Annotated in this window: 15 protein-coding genes, 1 tRNA gene and 1 riboswitch; of the genes, 14 read left to right on the plus strand and 2 right to left on the minus strand. The window is 44.7% G+C overall.

The genetic code is table 11. From position 1 onward, the window contains the following. Both AWH61_RS02855 and AWH61_RS02860 read left to right on the plus strand, forming a co-directional pair. Positions 1–612: an energy transducer TonB gene (locus AWH61_RS02855; protein ID WP_014948704.1), complete on the plus strand. Its 612-nt coding sequence runs from the start codon at positions 1–3 to the stop codon at positions 610–612. A 2-nt stretch (positions 613–614) separates the two neighbouring features. Next, positions 615–1,880, plus strand: a complete 1,266-nt coding sequence (locus tag AWH61_RS02860) for a tetratricopeptide repeat protein (protein ID WP_014978640.1) — start codon at positions 615–617, stop codon at positions 1,878–1,880. 229 nt (positions 1,881–2,109) lie between these two features. Here the strand turns inward: AWH61_RS02860 and AWH61_RS02865 are convergent, their stop codons facing one another. Next, the gene (locus tag AWH61_RS02865; protein WP_075176165.1) at positions 2,110–4,371 is read right to left on the minus strand and encodes a tRNA(Met) cytidine acetyltransferase TmcA domain-containing protein; all 2,262 of its coding nucleotides are present in this window, start codon (positions 4,369–4,371) and stop codon (positions 2,110–2,112) included. Positions 4,372–4,430: 59 nt separating this feature from the next. On the opposite strand from AWH61_RS02865, the gene AWH61_RS02870 reads away from it, so the two are divergent. The 10 genes from AWH61_RS02870 to AWH61_RS02915 all read left to right on the plus strand — a co-directional run bounded on the left by AWH61_RS02870 (position 4,431) and on the right by AWH61_RS02915 (position 12,407). Then, positions 4,431–4,856 carry an acyl-CoA thioesterase gene (locus tag AWH61_RS02870; protein ID WP_012517742.1) on the plus strand — a complete coding sequence of 142 codons (426 nt, stop codon included), beginning with the start codon at positions 4,431–4,433 and terminating at the stop codon, positions 4,854–4,856. A 130-nt stretch (positions 4,857–4,986) separates the two neighbouring features. Continuing rightward, positions 4,987–5,090: riboswitch (TPP riboswitch) on the plus strand. Between the two features lie 55 nt (positions 5,091–5,145). Then, entirely contained in the window at positions 5,146–7,236 is a 2,091-nt protein-coding gene (locus AWH61_RS02875; protein ID WP_075176166.1) for a TonB-dependent receptor, read from the plus strand. A gap of 17 nt (positions 7,237–7,253) precedes the next feature. Continuing rightward, positions 7,254–7,517: a hypothetical protein gene (locus AWH61_RS02880; protein WP_014948708.1), complete on the plus strand. Its 264-nt coding sequence runs from the start codon at positions 7,254–7,256 to the stop codon at positions 7,515–7,517. Beyond that, positions 7,517–8,161 carry a nicotinamide riboside transporter PnuC gene (gene pnuC / locus AWH61_RS02885; protein WP_014948709.1) on the plus strand — a complete coding sequence of 215 codons (645 nt, stop codon included), beginning with the start codon at positions 7,517–7,519 and terminating at the stop codon, positions 8,159–8,161. Before AWH61_RS02880 ends, pnuC begins: the two co-directional genes overlap by 1 nt. Beyond that, complete coding sequence (locus tag AWH61_RS02890; protein WP_249922591.1) at positions 8,118–8,969, plus strand: phosphotransferase; 852 nt, start codon at positions 8,118–8,120, stop codon at positions 8,967–8,969. Before pnuC ends, AWH61_RS02890 begins: the two co-directional genes overlap by 44 nt. Positions 8,970–9,180: 211 nt before the next feature. Next, positions 9,181–9,257: transfer RNA gene (locus AWH61_RS02895), tRNA-Trp, on the plus strand. A gap of 329 nt (positions 9,258–9,586) precedes the next feature. Further along, complete coding sequence (locus AWH61_RS02900; protein ID WP_075176168.1) at positions 9,587–10,315, plus strand: alanine acetyltransferase; 729 nt, start codon at positions 9,587–9,589, stop codon at positions 10,313–10,315. Positions 10,316–10,323: 8 nt separating this feature from the next. After that, positions 10,324–10,824 (plus strand): ribosomal protein S18-alanine N-acetyltransferase, encoded by a 501-nt coding sequence (gene rimI, locus AWH61_RS02905; RefSeq protein WP_014948712.1) that lies wholly within the window; start codon positions 10,324–10,326, stop codon positions 10,822–10,824. A 128-nt stretch (positions 10,825–10,952) separates the two neighbouring features. Next, positions 10,953–11,249, plus strand: coding sequence for a 2OG-Fe(II) oxygenase (locus tag AWH61_RS02910; protein ID WP_014975948.1), 297 nt, complete (start codon positions 10,953–10,955; stop codon positions 11,247–11,249). Between the two features lie 228 nt (positions 11,250–11,477). Beyond that, positions 11,478–12,407, plus strand: coding sequence for a DMT family transporter (locus AWH61_RS02915; protein WP_014948714.1), 930 nt, complete (start codon positions 11,478–11,480; stop codon positions 12,405–12,407). Positions 12,408–12,414: 7 nt separating this feature from the next. Here AWH61_RS02915 and AWH61_RS02920 read toward each other — a convergent pair whose 3' ends face one another. Beyond that, a complete protein-coding gene (locus tag AWH61_RS02920) occupies positions 12,415–13,311 on the minus strand; it encodes a LysR family transcriptional regulator (protein WP_014948715.1) in 897 nt (298 codons plus the stop codon). Positions 13,312–13,503: 192 nt separating this feature from the next. Between AWH61_RS02920 and AWH61_RS02925 the strand changes: the two genes are divergently transcribed. Then, complete coding sequence (locus AWH61_RS02925) at positions 13,504–14,703, plus strand: MFS transporter (protein WP_075176169.1); 1,200 nt, start codon at positions 13,504–13,506, stop codon at positions 14,701–14,703. A 10-nt stretch (positions 14,704–14,713) separates the two neighbouring features. After that, the gene (locus tag AWH61_RS02930; protein ID WP_075176170.1) at positions 14,714–15,622 is read left to right on the plus strand and encodes a TIGR03571 family LLM class oxidoreductase; all 909 of its coding nucleotides are present in this window, start codon (positions 14,714–14,716) and stop codon (positions 15,620–15,622) included. Positions 15,623–15,628 lie beyond the last annotated feature (6 nt).

The raw sequence follows: 15,628 nt of genomic DNA on the forward strand, positions 1-15,628 counted from the left end.
ATGTTACGTATAATTGTATCTATACTTTTAGGTGCTGGTGTTGCATTTGCCCTTTTCGTTCTAATGGCCAAGTTGATTGAAAATTCATCTAGACCAGCAGACGAAGTACCGCCTGCACCGGTTATCGATATTGTAATGCAGGAACCAGACGACCAGACGCAGACGCGTACTCGTGTTCCACCACCACCGCCGCCTCCGCCGCCACAGCCTCCTAAAATGGAGCAAGTTGAGCCGGAAACAGCGGAACCTGATGCAGATGGCTTTAGCTTAGCTATTCCAGCTATCGACACAGGTGGTGTTGGTGTAAACATCGGTGGTGTTGGTGCAATGCAGCGTGATGGTGAAGCAACACCTATCGTTCGTATCGATCCGAAATATCCACCTGATGCAGCCCGTGATGGACGTGAAGGTTGGGTAAGACTGTCTTTCACTATCAACGAAGTTGGTGGTGTTGAAGATATCGAAGTTATCGAAGCTGAACCTAAGCGCGTATTCGACCGTGAAGCACGTCGTGCTCTACGTAAGTGGAAATACAAGCCTAAGATCGTTGATGGCAAGCCGGTTAAACAACCTGGCATGTTCGTACAGCTAGACTTTAAACTGGAGCAATGATCATGATGAAACGTACATTCAAAATGTCAGCCGTTGCTTTAGTGCTAGGTGCAGGTGCGGTGCTTTCAGCACCCGCTGCCCTGGCGCAGTCAGCACCTGTTGTTTGTCCTGGATATGAGAAGGGAAAAACAACGCTAGTAGGTGAGCGTACCGGTAAGAAAGTTCAAAAAGCTTTTGAGTTTTACAATGAAGACCAGCTCACAGAAGCGTTAAATGTACTTTATGAAATCGATCCTTCAGACGATTTTGATAAAGCATACGTTAAGCGTTTTATCGGTAACTTATTGGCTTCACAAGAAGGTGAGGGCGGTAAGGCGTTAAACTACTTGGTCGACTCTGTTGAACCAAAAGTACTTAACGACACTGAGCACTCTCAAACACTTAAATTGATAGGTGATTTGAGCATGCAGGAAGAGAAGTACACTGATGCCATCAAATGGTATAACAAGTGGATGGAATTTACCTGTAAAGAAGATGCTGATGTGTATACACGCTTGGCACAGGCGTACTTTGAGTCTAAGCAGTTAGCTAAAATGGTTGAGCCAGCAGACAAGGCAATTGCTTTGTATGAAGAGCCAAACAAGAACCCTTATGTTCTTAAGTTAACTTCTTACTACGAGCGTAAGATGTACCCTGAGACGGTTTCTGTCGCGGAAGAGTTAGTTAAAACTTTTCCTGAAGAGAAGACTTGGTGGTCGCGTCTAGGCTTTTTCTATATCTTAGTTGAAGACTACAAAAAAGGTCTTTCAACGCTAGAACTTGCTTATATGCAGGGCTATCTAGAAAAAGATTCAGAAATCAAAACGCTTGCTCAGCTTTATCAAAGTAACGGCATGCCTTACAAGGCTGCGAAGTTACTTGAAAAGCACATGAAAGAAGGCTTGTTGAAGAACGATGCCGATATGCTTGCTAATATTGCTAACGCATATCACCAGGCTAAGAACTTTAAAACTGCAGCAAACCTGTACGCACAGGCTGCCGCAAAGAGTTCAGATCCTGAGCACTATCGTAAGCAAGGTACACTTCTTCTTGTAGCTGAAGACTATAAAGGCGCTATCAAAGCACTAGAGAATGCTCTAGAGCGTGGTGCTGAAGACCCTGAGAAGATTCACTTCACGTTAATGGAAGCGAACTTCTACGCAGGTAACTTTAAGTCTGCTTACAAACATGTACTAGAAGCTAAGAAAGATCGCTCACTACGCCGCAACGCTGCAGCGTGGGAACCTTATATCAAGGAAAAAGCGAAGAACCGCGGTATTAGTATCTAATATGTGGTTTTAGCAAAAAAGCCTCCCTTCGGGAGGCTTTTTTTTGCCCTCAATTTAGTAAGTGAGCTTTTCTCGAATAGGATTATATTTATAGGGCTTTAACATCAATCCGCATAGATCATTAGCCTTTCAGTGGTATTTAAAATGTTCGTAATCGCGGCTTGTTAACGCAGGTATAGTGGCTCTACGCCAAGCTGATTATTTGTACTTTCAGGCTACAGACTTTCTATTATTTGAAAGCAGGCAGAAGTGCTTCTCTTATAACAATAGTGACTTCTTTTAACCCACTTGCTTTTAGGTTTTCTTCGTTGAATGTAGAAACAAGTTGCTTCGCATTCATATCTGAATGTGTAAGTACTTTTCTGAGAAAGCGCTTCGTGTTAATGATTTCAACAAGACGCCATAGCGTATACAGTATTGTGTTATTTGGCTTGTTCAGTTGAGTATTTGCGCTTGGTGTAGGCTGAGTCTCTGCATAACGCGCAATTTTATGTAATATCGGCCAAACATCATCTAAAGTGCGTGTGCCTTGGGTAAAATGTACTAACTTTTCTACATAGATTGTCAGTATGCTAATGGGCACGTTGTCTAACTGGTTATCGAATTTAAAGCTCTCTTTTAGCGCTACCAATTCAGAAAGCAGTTTTTTTGCTCTGTTGGAATGAGGATATAACGCTAGTGCACTGGTTTCGCCACTGGCTTTATTAGGCTTTCGCCCATAGTCTACAATCTCAAATCCATTTCTTGTCCAAAAACTGTCTAACTTAAGTGTCGTTCCATAAGAAGTACAGATAGCGTCAATACTTTGCTTCTTGGCTTCATCACTAACTCTTTGTAGCAAGTAACTGCCCATACCCTTACTCTGCGCAAGCGTATCGACGGCAATACGGTTAATACGCCAATATCTAAACGTTGCTGTTTTTGCATCAGCAGACAACAGAGTAAGTCGCTGTGCACCTAAATGCCCTTTAGGACGACGCTTTCCAGACGCAATCCCCAATGCGGTATCGTTCAGGTAGTCGCTACCTTCAGCGTTTATGATTGCAGCACCTATCACGTTGTCGTTCAATTTAAGTATGGCAACAAGTACATCCGGGCTATCCATCAAGCGCATAAAATCATCGGGCGTAGTTTGATAATGGGCTAATGAAAGTAGCGACATTATTTGCTGAAGCGCCTCTTCGGAAATGCTTTTAAACGAACTTATGGAAAAATCGTAATCTATCGGTGGGTTAATACTGTTTTTGAAATTAATCTCGCCAATATTGCGCGCCGCATCTCTGTCCTCAAATAAACAAGTCGTTTTGAAAAAGGCTTCAATGGGATCATGTTCGAACCATCGTAACGGCGTTGATAGTCTTAAATGGATAGCTGATGGCGGTAAACTAGGGATGAGTTTGTGAATAAAACCACTGCCTGAACCTTCATAACCCAAAAGCGTAGTACTAAGCACCCACTGCTTGTGGTTGGCTATGATCCGGTATACATCCGGGAGGGGGATTGAAGCCGCTTCATCAACAATTACAACGTCGTACTTTTCATCTTCTGTGGTATATAACAAGGCACTGTCAGGGGGCACCCATTTTACACTGCCAAACGTCGCTGCCTCATTCTTATCACCAAGGATTAGTTGGGTTTGAATGTTAGCGGTGGATGGTTGTTGTGTTCTGACACCTGCTATTTCGTACTGTTGAATACGTGAAAGCACGTTCTTCACATTATCATAGCGTTCACTGGTTAATAGTACATTTTTACCCTGTCTGATTAGGCTTTCAATGAATATACCTAATAATGATGACTTGCCTCTGCCTCTTGGGGCGGTAATCAGCGCGTTTAGTTTATTAAGTGAGTGTGCTTGATATAAACGACTGTATGCCTGCTCTTGCTCTTCTGATTTAAATAGTGAGCCTCTATAGACGTTTGATGTTACGCCTTGGCTAATGCGGTACATAGCCGTATCTGGAAGTGTGGTTTTTTCTTCAGTGTGAAATGCCACGTAGTCGTTGTTACGCAGGTGCTTTATAAAGCGTTCGAGGTATCGACTTTGTGTAAGCGTAAACCCCTCCGACAGGAACGAGACCGAAATATTGTTAACCCATTCACTCAAAGCAGGGCAAATAAGTATTAAACAACCACTGCGTTTAACGATACCCGCCACTGCCATCACGTCGCCAGGTTTGAACGTATCGCGACAGTCTAATGTGGCAATGTCACATTCGCTCCCCAGTACTTGTTTGCGGTTCTTTCCCTTAAGTGTATCGCCAGCAAAATTCACAACGCTTATAGATGAAACTTCATCTGCAAAGGCTTGAACGCTACGTATGGCAGCTTCACAAAAATCATCATTGCCAGATATTACAAGCATTCTCCGGTGAAGCGGGCAAGTCACGTTTGATAAGTGTGAAGCGTGAGAGCTTTTTTTGCAGCCATTTTCGCCGCTATTTTCAAAATAGGGGGCTAATAGCCATTCGCGTAATTGAGTTAGCGCCATGAATCAGTTTTTTCGGTATAATCTAACGCTATAGTAGCGATTTATAATGAGGAATTCGAATGCGCTTTCTTTCTCGGCGTCTAGTTATGCCAAACGACCTTAATTACGCCAATTCTTTGTTCGGTGGCCGCGCGTTAGAATGGATAGACGAAGAAGCTGCAATTTGGGCTATTTGTCAGTTAGAGACTAATTGCTTGGTAACTAAGCATATTGGTGAAATTAGTTTTGAATCACCGGCTATGCAGGGTGATATCGTAGAGTTTGGTCTAGAAACTAAAGCTGTGGGCCGTACGTCTATTACCGTAAGCTGCCTGGTACGCAACAAAGCAACCAAGAAAACCATCTGTTTTGCAGACGATATCGTTTTTGTAAAAGTTGACCCTGATACGCGTCAACCAACCGCACACGGCAAAACGTTGGAAGGTTTAAAAGCACAAACTGACGATGAAGTACGTCGCCTAAATATGAATATTGACGCTGAATAGCCCTAAGCTTTTAACGCCTTATATCATATATAAAACCTTACGTTAGCTTAACGTCTTATCTGCTTGACGGCGTGTATCGAACTGGTAGACTCCGTCGCAGAAGTTGAGTTTGCTAGTTTTAGCAGCGCAACACTATACCAAGGGGTGTCCGTTTTCGGTCTGAGATCCACATTCGTGGGAACCCTTAAACCTGATCCGGATAATACCGGCGTAGGGATGGTTCACAATATAGCCTTATCACCTGCCGTTAGACCCGGATCTTTTTTCTTAAATAAGAATAAGAGATCCCATGTATAAAACACTTTTCACACTTTCACTGCTTGCTAGTTCCGTTGCGGCCTATGCGCAACAAACCAATGTAAGTAACACTTCAGATAGCACGCCATCAGATATTGAGCGCGTCATCGTATCTGGTGATTTTCGTCAAACTACACTCGACCAGTTAAGTGCTAGCGCGACCATTTTAGATCAAGAGCGTCTTCGCAGTAGACAGCCGAGCCATATCGACAGTGTGCTAAACAGTATTCCAAACGTGAACTTTGCAGCTGGTGCGTCTCGCGGCCGCTTCGTGCAAATTCGCGGTATTGGAGAGCGTAGTCAGTTCGCCGAGCCTATCAATCCTTCGGTAAGCTTTATCGTCGATGAATTTGATTTTTCAGGCCTTGCTGCGGCAGGTCTTATTTTTGATACTAAACAACTAGAGGTGTATCGCGGACCTCAGGCTACCTTATACGGCACAGGTGCATTGGCCGGAGCGGTTAAACTCTCCAGTAATGACGTGGGTAGCGACGCCCCTGACTACGTTGAAGCCCGCATTGGGAACAAAGAGAGTTACCGTATTGAAGGCGCCACTGGTGATGATATCAACACGGATTGGGGCTATCGTGTTGCGCTGGTTCATAATCGCAGTGATGGCTTTGTAGAGAATACGTTCTTAAATAGAAGCGACACCGCGAATATCGATGAAACCGCACTGCGCTTTGCCGTTGAAGGTAGTGTAGATGAGCGAACCACACTTGCGCTTACTTATCGCTGGTACGATATCGATAACGGTTACGATGCATTCTCGCTAGACAATGACAACAAAACGCTGTCTGATGAACCTGGATTTGACGAACACCAAACCCACGCTGTTAGCGCGCGCTCTACAACCAATACAGCAGCGGGCGACTTTATTCTAATTGCCACCCATGCTTCTCACAATATTGCTTATGGCTACGATGAAGACTGGACATTCACAGGGTTTCACCCGTGGGGTTACACGTCTTTTGACGCCTATTATCGCGATGTAGAAACACAGACCGGCGAGATGCGTTTCGTGTCGTCTGACAGTGCCGCACTTTTTGATGGTATGACTGACTGGACAATAGGCGTATTTTATAAAAGCACGGAAGAAAAGCTGCTACGTCAATACACTTATTTGGATAGTGACTTTGCCAGTGAATACACGCCTACGACGACCGCTATCTATGCTCAGACTGAAAGTCGTTTGAACGAAAATTTAGTACTTGTAGCAGGGTTAAGAGTCGAAAACTACGATTTTGATTACGCTGATAACAACCAACTTACTCGCGCGTTCGACACCACCATGGTAGGCGGGAAAGTCGCGCTTCAGTATACGCAGGGCAATCACTTCTATTACGGCAGTATTTCACGCGGATATAAAGGTGCAGGCTTTAACCCCGACAGCCGCGTGAATGACAATCAGCGATTCTTCGACGAAGAATATAACTGGAACTACGAAATAGGCGTAAAGGGCCCATTACTTACGCCTGACCTAATTGCTCGTGCTGCAATTTTCTATATGGATAGAAAAGATACTCAGGTGAGCGATTTTGACGTTATCACTCGTGATGACGGTACGGCAGGGTTCGTAGACATTATTGATAATGCTGATTTAGGAACAAACAAAGGAGCCGAGCTGGAGCTTAGCTGGATTGCTAGTGATGCATGGCAGCTAGATGCAAGCGTTGGTTACCTAAGCGCTACCTTTGAAGGGTATACGCTTGCAGACGGTACTGAAGTGTCTGAGCAAAGACAGGCTCAATCACCTAAGTGGACCGCAAACCTGTATAGTGAGTACGCACTTACAGATAACATGCTTTTGCGTGTAGATGTAGATTACAAAAGCGAATACCGTTTTTCTGACGGCCATGATGTAACCTCGCCAAGTACTACGCTGGTTAATTCGGAGATTGTGGTGTTACACGGTGATTGGCAGACATCACTGTGGGTACAAAATGCGTTTGATCGTGAGTACTACACCCGTGGATTCGGTGGTTTCAGCAACGACCCTCGCGATGAGTATGCCTTCGATGAGCCATATTACCAAATAGGTAACGGTCGTCAGTTTGGCGTTACTGTTAAGTACGCGTTTTAAAATAAAAGGAAACAGACATGCAAGTTATGGTTGAACTGTCGTTGTACCCATTGGTTAACGAATACATTCCACCTATTCAAGATTTCATTGATAGGTTAAATAGCTATAGTGATATTGCAGTTTCAACAAGTTCAACCAGCACGCAGGTTACAGGTGACTATGGTGTGGTTATGAAAGTACTTGGTGAAGAAATGCAAAGGACCCATGAAGAAGTGGGGCAGGCTATTTTCGTTGCTAAGTTTTTAAATTTTGATGCCATGCAATCTAGAAAATCATCTTAATGGCTAACTTTTTTTCTGAGTTCACTTCTCAAATTGCCGCTACTTCACTGTTAGAGTGGGTAGCGGTTGTCCTCGCTATTGCCTATGTGCTGTTAGCCGCAAAACAGAACAGCTGGTGTTGGCTGTGCGCCTTTGTGAGTACCGCAATTTACACCTGGCTATTTTGGCAGGTGACTTTGCCATTTCAGTCTGCGCTTAACTTCTTTTATATGATAATGGCGGGATACGGTTATTATCAGTGGTCGAAAGGGGCGGAAGACGGCGATGTTAAGCCAGTGCTTCATTGGCCTCTCTGGGCTCATTTGCTCATTGTGCCGAGTATGTTATTGCTCGCTTGGGTTCTGTCTGAGGTGGCAGGCTCACAGTTCAATAGTGAGTACCTACTATTAGATGCGAGCATTAATTTATTGAGTGTAGTCACAACATTTATGGTGGCGCATAAAATCCTGCAAAACTGGGTTTATTGGTTTTTCATCAATTTAGCGTCCGCCTATTTATACCTGCAAGTGGGTTATGCATTATCTGCTTGCCTGTTCTTAGGCTATGTTGGTTTTGCGGTATTTGGGTATTACCAGTGGCTAGTACAATATAAAAAACAAGGTGAACAGGTTGGATATCATCGCCACGCTGCAAAAGGCGCTTAATCTTAGCGACAGTGCGAAAATTTCGTCACACCCTGCTGGAGCGGTAAATCACGTTTACCGCGTTCAAGAGCTCGCAGATAGTCAGTTACCCTTGACTGCAAATAACCTTCAAAGTTGTGGGCAACCAAAGTCGGATCATAACCCTGTCGACTTAGCGGTGAAATGGATGGGCGATGATGACTTTAGTGGGGTTAGTCGTGCGCACCAATTTGCTTTGCAGCAACAGCTTTATAGGTTGGGAGTAGCGCCGCAACCTATATGGTTGAGCGATGATGAAACCATCTGGGTTGAGCAGTGGCTAGAGCACAGTGACAGTGCGACGCTTTCAATGCTTGAGCTGGCCAACACCCTCGCTCGTATTCATTCTTTGCCCATTACCGCTAGGCCATTAGATTTAGCATCAAGATGGCAGCATTATATTAATGTTGCACAGCTCGATATGAGCAGTGAGCTTTATCTAAAAGCCCAATCATTGCGGAAACAAGTAATAAAAAGTGAACAAGACGATGACGACTATGTGTTATGTCATAATGACTTGCTAACTAATCACTTATTACTGAGCGTAGATAACTCACTCAAAATTATTGATTGGGAATATGCCGCCATGGGAAACCGCTACTTCGATTTAGCAAGTTGCTGCCTTATCAATAAACTTGAAATCAATGAAAGTAGAGAGCTCGTTAAGCATTACGCCAAGCTAATGAATAGCGATGAGCACGACGCGATAGCGAAATTTGATCTGCACACCGAGATTGTCGCTATCACTAATGACCTGTGGTTTGCTGCGCTTAACGCCAATAAAGTTTAATGGTCATAAACTGCTCCGCATTTAAAAGTGACGCTGCATAGAAGTCGGTTTAAAAGCGGGCAATAAGACAAAACACAGGTGATGGATAAAGCCTATTTGGTGTTATTCGATTGAAAAAACAGCGCATTGCGTGTTAATTAAGCATGCAGTGCATGGTAGTGATAAAAAGGCTTTACCTTTTTAATGTCATCCGTATAATGCACAGCGCGCTAGGGGTGTAGTTCGAATTGGTAGAACAGCGGTCTCCAAAACCGATGGTTGGGGGTTCGAGTCCCTCCACCCCTGCCACTTTCTCTTCTTGTGAACGTTTACGTTCAAATCCTAAATCGTTTCTTTGTTAAATTCTTCTTAAATTCTTCTTAAATTCTTCTTAAATTTTTTTGGTTTCTGTTGCTAGTGCTTAATTTGCTGCAGCTGTTTTATTTCCTCTTATACCAAGGGCTAGGCATTATAAATTCGCGAATAATACTTAAGAATCAACGCTTATGAATTAACGCTTGAGCATTAAACAGCAGGTACAATCCGAGCAAAAGAACGCGATAGTTATTCAACCAAGCCTGCAACTTTAGTAAACTAAACAAATACAATGAACTATCCACGTTAGGTGTTTTTGCGCAATGTCTCTTACTTCATATCAGCAGGCGGTTTTACAGGAAATGGGGATCCCGGTTTGGATCACCAAAGACGCCTACACTGAGCTAAAGCAGGAAGACCAAGCGAAACAAAACAACGCCAATGCAGCACAACGCAACGTCGGCAGTACAAATAGTTCATCGACACAGTTACCCTACAGCCAAAACGCTCAAACCAATAAGCCGCCTTCAAAGCCAATATCTCAAGAAGAAAAGCAATCACGGCTTGCTCAGTTGCGGGCAAATGTTGGCAGTAGCACGAAAGATAAGGCTAAGCCTAAAGACGGCGGGGCAGCAAAACTTTCCACACCTGGCGGGTCGCACAATGACGGGAAAGCAGGGCAAACCGAAACAGGTGCTTCACAGTCACACAACATTTCGCCGTCTTTCGACAATGCGGTTACCTCGCAAGAGTCTTTAACAAAGTCTATTGGCGCAAAAGGGCCGGTATCGCCTGAAGGTATCCCGTTAAGTGCCGAACAGAAAGCTAAATCACAGCAATGGCTGAAGGACTTGCAGCTAGCCTGTGTTCAGTTGGGTATACCGTCACAGTGGGCTAGCACCATAATGATTGGCCGTACGCTATCGGTAACCGAAACGGCCATTATATTGCCAGCCACACCGCTTAAACTCACAGCTGTGCAAAAACGGGAACTGTGGGCGCAGCTTATCAGCGCAGCACGCGAATTAAACCACTCCGCTAACGGCCAGTAGTCGCGTCGATGAAGTTAACAATCGTACCGCCACAAGGCTTTAACGAGCACATTGAACTTGCGCATGCTATCCATCAAGAGGCACAAGTGTCGCCTTGGAAACTAAGTACCTTCGCAGACTGTTTCACCAAACCCTATTACGGGGTGTTTGCCTTTGAAAATGACAAGATTGTTGGCTATGCCATCATGCTTGAGGTCGTTGATGAAGCTACGCTGATGGATATTGCGGTAGACAGTGGCGCAAGAGGCAAGGGTGTAGGTCGCGCTTTAGTTGATTTTGTCATTGAGACATCGGTAAAAAATGCAATGCGTGAAATGTGGCTAGAAGTGCGTGAAAGTAACCATACTGCTATTGCGCTTTATGAGAGCTCGGGGTTTGAGCATATAGAAACCCGCAAAAATTATTACACCGTAAAAAATAATGATGACGGGCATGACAAGAGTAATGGAAACAGCGCACAAAAAGAAAACGCTAAAATCATGAAGTGGACAAATCCCACCTTAGCCTAGTTTTTGTATTCCTAGGCATATACGTTTCGCGTATATCAAAGCATTATCTGAACTCAGTATACGCTTCCAGACCATAGCCGTGCGTGTTTAAATTAGAACACGTCCCCATCAATCAAGGTATAAATAGCATGGCTAAAGTGCTCAACAAGGCTTTAATCTCATCAAAACGATTTGCCATAAATGTGGTTACCTACAAAGAGGGTCATAGCGTGTTAGAACATAATGACCCTATGGGCAGCGGGCGTTACTTTAAATTTAATGTAGTACTAAAAAAGCCGAAGCGCGGCGGTCAATTTTGGGCAGAGAAAGTCATCTTTAATCTCTTTAACCGCATTTACTTTTTTCGGCCAGATAAGTACATGCACAGCGTTAGCAAAATAGAAAAAGGGGAGCGGAAGCTGCTGTCTGTTGCATTGTACCTGTAAGTCAAAGTGTTTATCAGTGATTAACCACCCGTATAGCAAAGTTTCCACAAGGTTTTAAAAAGTTGACCATTTGGTCGATAAATTGGCGTGATTACACGGTCAGGAAGGTTTTAATCCCTTGCTAATTCACTTATATTTGCGCCCTCAAAATTCTCCGCCTACATTCAGCTTACCAGGCGGTAGAAACTTCTCTTAACGCAGTTCGTGTAATTGGATTTTTTAAAACGCATGTCTTCATCATCGGTGGCGGAAAAAGAGCAATCAAAAGGCATTAAAATGCTTTTGGTTGCGGTGTTGTGTTTAGGACTTAACTGGCCAGGCATGAAATTAGGGCTTGAGATTGTAGGGCCTGTATGGATGGTGTGCTTGCGCTTCTTGTTAAGCCTTCCCGTACTCGCGCTGTTTGTACTTATCACCAAAAAACGTTTACCGGTGCTCAATCGTAAAGATCGCTCGGTGGTGTTTGTCGTTGCCTTTTTCCAGTTTATCCTATCAATGGGGCTTATTACTGTCTCACTGCAGTTTATTCCTGCCGGCACGGCCAGTATTCTTATTTACACTACACCGCTTTGGATGCTGCTTATCGACACCCTATGGTATCGGCAACGTCCGCCTTCTAAGCGATTAATTCTAACCGGTATATCTACCATTGGCTGTGCAATGATTTTATTTGCTTCGGGACAACCGGGCGCATGGCTACCGCTCTTTGGTATGTTGCTGGCATCTGCATTGTGGGCGGTCGCTATTCGAAGAGTGTCTTTTCATAAGTGGAAGGGAAGCGTCATTGAAGCTGTCTTCTGGCAGTTTACCATCGCAGGTTTCGCCATGCTTGCTATTGCACTGATAGTTGAACCAACACCTAATTTTGGGGCTTACGATATAAGCGATTGGTTACTATTGGCGTACATTGGGCCAGTGGCAACGGGTCTCGGCTTTGGGCTTATGGTAGCAGCGGGGCCTAAATTGCCACCAGATAAAATTGTACTTATTAGTACACTTACGCCGATAGTGGGTTATGTAAGCTCTGTGATATTGCTTAAAGAAACGCTGCTGCCTATGGTTATGGCCGGCGCAATATTGATGATAGCCGCGCTAATAGTAAATGGCCTCCCCCAAAGCACACTTAAAAAAATATTAGGTAAAGGCCACGCGAAATAAAGGTAAGTTAAAGAGTTAGTCGAGGCTGTATAAAATCTAAAAACGCAGAGATACGAGACGATACTGCACTATTTTTGTAGTACACTGCTTGTACCGACTCTCTACGGTTTGGACTGACGATATCGTCGCGAAATAGCGCTACCAGCGAGCCTGCACTGATATCTTTGTGTACCATAAAGTGAGAAAGTAACGCGATACCTTGACCTGCCAAGCACAGCTGGCGAATAGTTTCGCCGCTTGACGCACGAAGACTGTACTGCAAGTTAATATCTTGCTTGAGCGGCCATTTATTTAGACTTGGTGAGTCGCTAAAGCCAATCAGTTTGTGTTTGTTTAGCGTGCTAATTCCATCCTCACCTTCAGATATGGGATATTTTTCAAGATACTGTGGGCTTGCCACAATATGCAGCTTACTTTTTCCTAAACGTCGAGCGTGCAAGTTAGAGTCGCTTAAATCACCAATACGTATTGCGATATCGGTTTTATGTTCCAACAGGTCGATAATGCTGTCGTGACTGGTGATATCGAGTGTTATGTCAGGAAATGCTTCTCGAAATTCACCCACTAACGGCGCTAGCTGGTGGAACACAAACGGGCTCGCAGCATCGACCCGAAGTTTTCCAGAAGGGGCGCGTTTTAATAGCCGTAATGCTTCTTCACCTTTTTCTAATATATTTAGCCCGTCTCTGGCATATTGCAGGAAAAGCTCACCTTCTTCTGTTAATTCCAGCCTTCTGGTAGTGCGATTCAATAGGGTTACATCTAAGCCATCTTCAAGACGGGTAACTGCTCTACTCACTTTTGCAACCTGCTGATTGAGTAGATTGGCAGCACTGGAAAAACTACCTGTATCCACAACGGTTAGGAACGCTTCTAAATCTTCAGTTTTTGATGAGACTGGCATCGCACACCTTATATTTTCAAATATCGCAAAAGTATTTTGTCATTAGTGCTGTTTTTTGCAAATAAATTTATCGTCAAACTGTACACACTTTATTAATGGCTTTCAAAAAACGGTGTAGTTGTTCGTTCTAGAAGCCAATGGTGGCGTTGTTAATCAAGCCATCTCGTTAATTACTTTTTGAGGATAATTGAAATGCCTATTGCATTATTTGCGTTAACGTTAAGTGCGTTTGCTATTGGCACAACAGAGTTCGTGATAGTGGGGCTTGTCCCCACCATTGCTACTGATCTTGGCGTTACGTTACCGAGCGCAGGCTTACTTGTAAGCTTGTATGCCGTTGGTGTTGCCGTTGGCGCACCGGTTCTTACCGCCCTTACGGGAAAGTGGAATAGAAAGCATGTTCTGCTTAGCTTAATGGCGCTATTTGTGGCTGGTAATATTCTCGCTTGGCAAGCGCCTAGCTACGAGAGCTTAATTTTAGCTCGCATTTTGACAGGCTTAGCGCACGGTGTGTTCTTTTCCATAGGGTCAACTATTGCTACAGGGCTAGTGGCGAAAGAAAAAGAAGCCAGTGCTATTGCCATTATGTTTACGGGCTTAACCGTAGCCTTGGTTACTGGCGTACCTTTGGGTACCTGGATTGGTCAAAACTTCGGTTGGAGAGCAACCTTCCTTGTGGTTTCCGCGCTTGGCACACTTGCGCTAATAGGCAGTGCGCTGCTGGTACCGAACAACCTTAAACAAAGTAAACCGGCCACCTTGAGTGAACAAATGAAGGTGTTGGTTCAGCCTCGTCTGGTATTAGTGTATCTAATGACGATATTGGGCTATGGCGGCACATTTACGGCATTCACCTATCTCGCTCCTATATTGCAGGAAGAGGCGGGGTTTGCGCCCTCAGCCATCAGCTTAATTATGCTGGTTTACGGTGTATCTGTCGCGGTAGGCAATATTTATGGCGGCAAGCTTGCTGACAAAAAAGGCCCAATCCGCGCGTTAACTATCATCTTTTCAGCCCTTGCAGTCATCTTGTTTGCCCTGACGTTTACCATGGGCAGTAAGGTTGCCGCAGTGATCACCGTTTTAGTGTGGGGCGCCTTTGCCTTTGGCAATGTTCCAGGACTTCAGGTGTACGTTGTTCAATTAGCAGAGAAGTTTACCCCTAATGCTGTTGATGTGGCGTCAGGTTTAAATATCGCGGCATTTAACATTGGAATAGCTGTGGGCTCAATTCTAGGCGGTGCCATTGTAGACGGTATGCAGTTATCTGATACCGCGTGGATTGGTGCAATTATTTCTGTTGCAGCGTTACTTGTTACACGTTACAGCGGCTATTTAGACAAGCGCGCACTCAGTACTGCGAATACGGCGAATAATGCAACGAGCGCGTAGGGAGGTCACAATGACGACAAATACCTTTGATAAGCTTGCACAACATACGTTCTCAGTAGGTGTAGAGCTTCCGCTAGATAACGACTGGGCGCATTTCGACGCCACAAGAGGTACGCCATTCGGCGTACCTGATATGACCGAGCATCACAGCCGTATTCAACTAGCCGACAAACTAGGGTTTAAAGCAGCGTGGGTACGAGATGTGCCAGTTTATGACCCTAGCTTTGGTGATGCGGCTCAGGTTTTCGAAACCTTCACTTACTTGGGCTATTTAGCAGGTATCACAGACAATATTCTATTAGGCACAGCCGCCGTTGTTTTACCTCTTAGGCAGCCATGGCTTGTTAAAAAGGCGGCAGCAACGGTGCAGCAGCTAAGTAACGACCGCCTTATACTCGGTGTAGCCAGTGGGGATAGACCGGTTGAGTATCCGTTGTTCGATGTCGATTTTGACAGTCGCGGCGAGCAATTCAGGCAGTCACTGGAAATTGTAAAGCACGGTGAGAATTCCCTTAAGCCTGGCATGTCGCTGTTACCGCGCTCAACCACGCCGCCTTTGTACGTTGCAGGGCTCGCTCAGCAAAGCCCTCAGTGGGTTGGAGAAAATATGGACGGTTGGTTGGCGTATCCAGGTACACCGAACGACCATGCAAAGCGCGTAGAACTATGGCGAAATGTCGCGGGCAACAAGCCGTACGTTAGCTTTATTCATCTTAATTTGGTTGAAGACGATGAAGCGCCCATAAAACGCCACCGATTCGGGGTTGAAACTGGTGTAAATGGGCTTATCAAAGAACTCAATGCAATGAAAGAAGCGGGGGTTGATCATATTGGCCTGCACTTCAGACGTAATACGCAACCAGTAGAAGACGCGATGCAGCGCATTGCTGACAACGTATTACCTCACTTTCATAAATAACGGAAC

Source organism: Alteromonas sp. W12 (assembly GCF_001924945.1).
GTDB lineage: Bacteria > Pseudomonadota > Gammaproteobacteria > Enterobacterales > Alteromonadaceae > Alteromonas > Alteromonas macleodii.

Coding starts and splice junctions, on each gene's coding strand:
- rimI (WP_014948712.1), top strand. CDS start 10,324: ATGAAGTTAACAATCGTACCGCCACAAGGCTTTAACGAGCACATTGAA.
- AWH61_RS02875 (WP_075176166.1), top strand. CDS start 5,146: ATGTATAAAACACTTTTCACACTTTCACTGCTTGCTAGTTCCGTTGCG.
- pnuC (WP_014948709.1), top strand. CDS start 7,517: ATGGCTAACTTTTTTTCTGAGTTCACTTCTCAAATTGCCGCTACTTCA.
- AWH61_RS02930 (WP_075176170.1), top strand. CDS start 14,714: ATGACGACAAATACCTTTGATAAGCTTGCACAACATACGTTCTCAGTA.
- AWH61_RS02860 (WP_014978640.1), top strand. CDS start 615: ATGATGAAACGTACATTCAAAATGTCAGCCGTTGCTTTAGTGCTAGGT.
- AWH61_RS02880 (WP_014948708.1), top strand. CDS start 7,254: ATGCAAGTTATGGTTGAACTGTCGTTGTACCCATTGGTTAACGAATAC.
- AWH61_RS02920 (WP_014948715.1), bottom strand. CDS start 13,311: ATGCCAGTCTCATCAAAAACTGAAGATTTAGAAGCGTTCCTAACCGTT.
- AWH61_RS02910 (WP_014975948.1), top strand. CDS start 10,953: ATGGCTAAAGTGCTCAACAAGGCTTTAATCTCATCAAAACGATTTGCC.
- AWH61_RS02925 (WP_075176169.1), top strand. CDS start 13,504: ATGCCTATTGCATTATTTGCGTTAACGTTAAGTGCGTTTGCTATTGGC.
- AWH61_RS02915 (WP_014948714.1), top strand. CDS start 11,478: ATGTCTTCATCATCGGTGGCGGAAAAAGAGCAATCAAAAGGCATTAAA.
- AWH61_RS02865 (WP_075176165.1), bottom strand. CDS start 4,371: ATGGCGCTAACTCAATTACGCGAATGGCTATTAGCCCCCTATTTTGAA.
- AWH61_RS02870 (WP_012517742.1), top strand. CDS start 4,431: ATGCGCTTTCTTTCTCGGCGTCTAGTTATGCCAAACGACCTTAATTAC.
- AWH61_RS02855 (WP_014948704.1), top strand. CDS start 1: ATGTTACGTATAATTGTATCTATACTTTTAGGTGCTGGTGTTGCATTT.
- AWH61_RS02900 (WP_075176168.1), top strand. CDS start 9,587: ATGTCTCTTACTTCATATCAGCAGGCGGTTTTACAGGAAATGGGGATC.